General features: G+C 71.9%; 5 protein-coding genes. 1 reads left to right on the top strand and 4 read right to left on the bottom strand.

The window, feature by feature from the left end; translation table 11 throughout:
- Positions 1-5: 5 nt before the first annotated feature.
- From PLL68_RS07400 to PLL68_RS07415, 4 genes are all read right to left on the bottom strand, one after another.
- On the bottom strand, positions 6-1,334 hold the full coding sequence (locus PLL68_RS07400) for a S1C family serine protease (RefSeq protein WP_324533094.1): 1,329 nt from the start codon (positions 1,332-1,334) through the stop codon (positions 6-8).
- A gap of 70 nt (positions 1,335-1,404) precedes the next feature.
- Positions 1,405-2,928 carry a sensor histidine kinase gene (locus tag PLL68_RS07405; RefSeq protein ID WP_324533096.1) on the bottom strand — a complete coding sequence of 508 codons (1,524 nt, stop codon included), beginning with the start codon at positions 2,926-2,928 and terminating at the stop codon, positions 1,405-1,407.
- 2 nt (positions 2,929-2,930) lie between these two features.
- On the bottom strand, positions 2,931-3,644 hold the full coding sequence (locus PLL68_RS07410) for a response regulator transcription factor (protein ID WP_324533098.1): 714 nt from the start codon (positions 3,642-3,644) through the stop codon (positions 2,931-2,933).
- A 146-nt stretch (positions 3,645-3,790) separates the two neighbouring features.
- The gene (locus PLL68_RS07415) at positions 3,791-4,570 is read right to left on the bottom strand and encodes a hypothetical protein (RefSeq protein ID WP_324533100.1); all 780 of its coding nucleotides are present in this window, start codon (positions 4,568-4,570) and stop codon (positions 3,791-3,793) included.
- 110 nt (positions 4,571-4,680) lie between these two features.
- Here PLL68_RS07415 and PLL68_RS07420 point away from each other — a divergent pair.
- Positions 4,681-5,267 (top strand): hydroxymethylglutaryl-CoA lyase-like TIM-barrel protein (locus tag PLL68_RS07420; protein ID WP_502910685.1); only part of this gene is annotated, 587 nt, incomplete at its 3' end.

Genomic DNA, 5,267 nt, shown 5'->3' on the forward strand with positions numbered 1-5,267 from the left:
TCGGGTCAGGGAGAGGTGGTGGTGGGCTTGGCGGCGAGGGTGGTCTTGACGTCGATCGTCTTGCCGTCGCGCAGGACGGTGAGGGTGACCTCGTCGCCGGCGCTGCGCTCGCGGATGTGGGCGACGAGGGAGAGGGCCGACTCGACCCGCTCGCCACCCACGGCCGTCACGACGTCGCCGACCTGGAGCCCGGCCTTGGAGGCGGGGGTGTCGGCACCGACCGAGGTGATCTCGGCGCCGGTGCGCGTGGCCGAGCCGTCGGAGGCCGAGCCGTCCTGCGGGGTCACCCCGAGGTAGGCGTGCACGGCCGTGCCCTTGGCGATGAGCTGCTCGGCGATCGAGGTGGCCTCGTTGACCGGGATCGCGAAGCCGATGCCGATGTTGCCCGACTGACCCGAGGACGACCCGAGCGAGGCGATGGAGGAGTTGATGCCGATGAGCTGTCCGCCGGCGTTGACGAGCGCTCCACCACTGTTGCCGGGGTTGATCGCAGCAGAGGTCTGGATGGCGTTGGTGACGACGGGCTCGGCCTGCGACTGGGCCTGGCCGAACTGGTCCTGGCCGCTGCTCTCACCCTGGGTGGTCACGGGCCGGTTCAGGGCGCTCACGATGCCGGTGGTGACGGTGCCGGCGAGACCGAGAGGGTTGCCGACGGCCATGACCGGGTCGCCGACAGCGATGGCGTCGGAGTCACCCACGGCGATGGGCGTGAGGTTGCTGGGGTTGCCCGTGATGGTGATGACGGCCAGGTCGGTCGAGGGGTCCGTGCCGCGGATCTCGGCCGCGAAGGTGCGACCGTCCGAGGTCGTCACGGTCAGCTCCTGGGCACCGGCCACCACGTGGTTGTTGGTCAGCACGTGGCCGGAGGAGTCGATGATGACCCCGGAGCCCTGGCCGCCGCCCTGCGCGGAGGTCGCGGTGATGGCGACGACGCTCGGGGAGACCGCGCTGGCGGTCGCGGTCCAGTTCGGTGCCGAACCGTCGGCCTGGACGACCGGCGCGGCATCGGCGTTGCGGCCGAGGGACTGCGACGTCCCCGTGGTGGTCGCGGCGTCGGTGCCGTTGTAGGCGCCGGTGATGGCGAGCGTGCTGCCCGAGGCGATGAGGCCCGTGATGACCGCGACGGCGGTCAGCTCGGCCAGGCGGCGGCCGCGCCTGGGTGCCGGAGGAGTGGTCATCGCCGGCATCATGGAGTTACCCGGAGGGGCTGGCGGCGCCGGGGGCCACGTCGGCACGGGCTCGGTCGGCTGGCCGAACGTCCCCACGGGCCGGGGGTCGGTGGTCGTGCCGCCCCGGGGGGCGTACCACTGGGGGGTGGGGTTCTGGTCGGTCATGGCGAACGCTCCTTCGACGGGGGTGACTGGCTTGCACCCAGTCAATCCCGCCGACTTGCGAGCACTCTGATCAGTTGCTGGGAGTGCGCTGTGCGACGGGGCGCCGCTCGGCAGGTGAGGGCCGCTGGGGCAGTCGGACGACGAAGGTGGCCCCACCGCCCGGGGTGCGGGCGACCCCGACCTGGCCCTGGTGACGGGCCACGATCGCGGCGACGATCGCCAGGCCCAGGCCGCTTCCGCCACCAGCCGTTCGCCCGCGCGAGGGATCAGCCCGGTAGAACCGTTCGAAGACCTTGGTCGCCACCTCGGGGGGGACCCCCGGCCCGTGGTCGCGCACCTCGAGGGTGGCACCGTGCGCGTCGAGACCGACGGCGACCTCGACAGGGGTGCCCGCCGGGGTGTGCCGCAGCGCGTTGGCGACGAGGTTGGTGACGACCTGGCGCAGCTTGGGCTCGGAGCCGACGACGACCGTCGGTGCGACCGGCCCACCGAGACCGAGGAGGCTGATCCGACGTTCGGGGGCGCGCACGCGCGCGTCGGCCACGGCATCCGCCGCGAGGACGGTGAGGTCGACGGGAGCCAGCTCGACCTCGGGGGCGTCGTCGATGCGGGCGAGCATGAGGAGGTCCTCGACGAGGCCGCTCATCCGCTCGGACTCGGCCTCGATCCGTTCCATGGCGCCGCCGACGGCTTCGGGGTCGCGCACGGCGCCCTGGCGGTAGAGCTCGGCGTAGCCGCGGACCGTCGCCAGCGGGGTGCGCAGCTCGTGGGAGGCGTCGGCGACGAACTGGCGCATCCGCTCCTCGCTGGCCTCTCGCACCGCGAACGAGGACTCGATGCGCGCGAGCATCGTGTTGAGGCTGCGCGACAGCGAGGTCACCTCGTCGTCGGCCTGGCGGACCGGGATGCGTTGCGTGAGGTCGCCCGCTGCGATGGCCGCGGCGGTGTCCTCGATGCGGGTGAGCGGCCGGAAGGCGCGCCGCACGGCATACCGAGCCATCGCCAGCGAGGCGAGCAGGACGAGCGTGCTGATGAGCCCCGTCGTGATGACGAGCTGGGTCACGGTGTCGTTGACGGTGTCCAGGGGGACGCCGACGGCGAAGGTGGAGTCCTCGCCGACGACCCGGCCCGCGATGAAGCGCCACTGCGGGCGGCCCCCCTCCGACGGCACGGTGAACGGCTCGCCACTGGTCACGCGCGGGTCGTCGACGGTCAGGACGGGAAGGACCGGCCGCGCCGTCTCCCCGGTGGGCAGCCGGGTGATCGCCCCTCGGGCACCTTGGAGGTGGAATGCGTACCCCGTCGGCAGCGCCGACCCGGTGCTGCGCAGGTCGTCGAACACCTGGTTGGCCACGGGTCGCGCGACCGAGCGCAGTTCCGAATCGACCCGGTCGAGCAGGTCCGAGCGCATGAGGTAGGCCGTCGCGAGGCTCGTGAGGATGAGCGCGGCCCCGACGAGGGTCCCGACGATCGCCACGAGGCGGCGCCGCAGCGGGACTGCCTCGAGGTGGCGCACGACACGGGCGACCGGGTCGTCCTTCGCTGCCGGTGGGTCGGATGCCGGGGGAGTGGTCGCCGGGGAGGCGCTCGTCACGGTCAGGCCTGGGGTGACAGGCGCAGCACGTAGCCGACCCCCCGCTTGGTGTGGATGAGCGGGGGCAGGCCCTCGGCGTCGATCTTGCGACGCAGGTAGGAGATGTAGGACTCGACGATCCCGGCCTCGCCGCGGAAGTCGTAGTCCCAGACGTGGTCGAGGATCTGCGACTTCGACAGGACCCGGTTCGGGTTGAGCATGAGATAGCGCAGCAGCTTGAACTCGGTGGGGCTGGTCTCGATCACCCGACCGGCGCGACGAACCTCGTGCGAGTCCTCGTCGAGCTCGAGGTCCTCGAAGGTCAGCACGAGGCTGTCCTGCTCGGCGTCGCCCCGGGTGCGGCGCAGCACGGCCCGGATGCGGGCGACGACCTCCTCGAGGCTGAACGGCTTCGTGACGTAGTCGTCGCCGCCGACGGTCAGGCCCTTGATCTTGTCGTCGACGGAGTCGCGGGCCGTGACGAACACGATGGGCAGCTGGCGGCCCTGTTCCCGCAGGCGGCGGGTGACGGTGAACCCGTCCATGTCGGGGAGCATGACGTCGAGGACGCACAGGTCGGGGTCGTGGGCATCAGCCACGCGCAGCGCCTCGGCGCCGCTGGCCGCGGTGGCGACGTCGAACCCGGCGTAGCGCAGCGACGTCGCGAGCAGTTCGCGGATGTTGGGCTCGTCCTCGACGACGAGCAGGCGGGCCTCAGGCGTCGGGGTGCTGGTCACGGCGTCAGTCTGGCGGGTGACCCTGTGAGTTTGCTGGACATCGCCTGAACTCGCTGGTCGAGGTGACGCCGGGACGCAGGAGTTCAGGGCACGAGCGGTGACTGCTGCGCGCGATCTGAGTGCTGTGTTCAGACCCGGGCTCCTCGTCAGAACGAGTTGTCGTAGTCGTACTCCGAGTAGCCGCCGCCGTCGAACCAGCCTGCTGATCCCGCCGCGATGAGGCCGATCACCGCCACGACGGCCAGCGCAACGCTGATGCCGAAGGCGATCCAGCCGTACTTGGCCATCTTCGCCGACTGCGCCGGGTCGCTCGACTGCTTGGTCAGCGCGACGATGCCGAAGATCAGGGAGGGCGTGGTGAACAGGCAGCAGGAGACGGCGCCGATCGCCGAGATGATCGTCAGGGCCAACGCACTGCCGTTGGTCGACGGGGCCGCCGTGTAGGGGCTCGGGCCATAACCCGGCTGGGGTTGCGCGTACACCGGGGGAGCACCGTACGGAGCCGGCTGCTGGCCGTACGAGGATGCCGGCTGGCCGTAGGGGTTGGGCTGGCTCCCGTAGGCGGGGGGCTGGCTGTAGGGCGTGGGCTGGCTCCCGTAGACGGGGGGCTGGGCGTAGGGGTTGGCCTGCGTGCCGTAGGCGGGGGGCTGCGCGTACGGGTCGGACTGCTGTCCGTAGGCCGGGGGCTGCCCGTAGGCCGGGGGCTGCCCGTAAGCGGGGAGCTGCTGAGTGTCGGACGGCGAGGGCGGTGCCTGGTACGACGCCGGCGGAGCCTCGTACGGCGAGGGCTGTGCTTCCGGGTGTGCCGGTGCATCGGGCGCCGGGGCGCTGGAAGAGGGCTCGGGTGCGGAGGCCGGCCACCCGGCATCCGATGGCGCCGTCGGGTCCACCGGGGTGTCCTGCGGCCGATCGGTGCTGTCGCTCATCGTTGTCCCTCGTGTCCTGCGTCTCCCCCAGCGACGCCGGATGGCGCGCCGAGACGAGGGTAGAGCGTGCGGGCGTCGCCACGAAGCGTGCGGCGTGTCAGGATCGGCGGGTGAGACTTCCGCTGCCGCAGGTCGAGCCCGACGCAACCCTGCCCGAGTCCGTGACGATCTACGAGGTCGGGCCACGAGACGGCCTCCAGAACGAGGCGGCGGTGGTGCCGGCCGCGGTGAAGGCTGACTTCGTCAGGCGCCTGGCCAGCGCGGGTCTGGGCACGATCGAGACCACGTCGTTCGTCGACCCGCGGTGGGTGCCGCAGCTCGCCGACGCCGAGGAGGTGCTCGGTCTGCTCGACGAGCAGGGGCGCGGGGCGCAGCGACCCGTGCTCGTGCCCAACGAGCGTGGGCTGGACCGGGCGCTGGCTGCTGGTGTCGGCGCGATCGCGGTGTTCGGCAGCGCCACGGAGATGTTCGCGCGCAAGAACCTCAACCGCAGCGTCGAGGAGTCGCTGGCGATGTTCGCGCCGGTCGTCGACCGTGCCCGGGCCGAGGGGCTGTGGGTTCGCGGCTACGTCTCGATGTGTTTCGGTGACCCGTGGGAGGGCCCCGTGCCGGTGGCGCAGGTCGTCGACGTCTGCCGGCGACTGATGGACCTGGGCTGCGACCAGCTCTCGCTCGGCGACACGATCGGGGTCGGCAC

Origin of the sequence: Ornithinibacter sp. (assembly GCF_035443565.1) — a bacterium.
Taxonomy (GTDB): Bacteria; Actinomycetota; Actinomycetes; order Actinomycetales; family Dermatophilaceae; genus Fodinibacter.

What these genes read in the sequence shown, in the direction of transcription:
- PLL68_RS07400 (WP_324533094.1), bottom strand. Translation starts at nt 1,334, where the DNA reads ATGACCGACCAGAACCCCACCCCCCAGTGGTACGCCCCCCGGGGCGGC.
- PLL68_RS07415 (WP_324533100.1), bottom strand. Translation starts at nt 4,570, where the DNA reads ATGAGCGACAGCACCGATCGGCCGCAGGACACCCCGGTGGACCCGACG.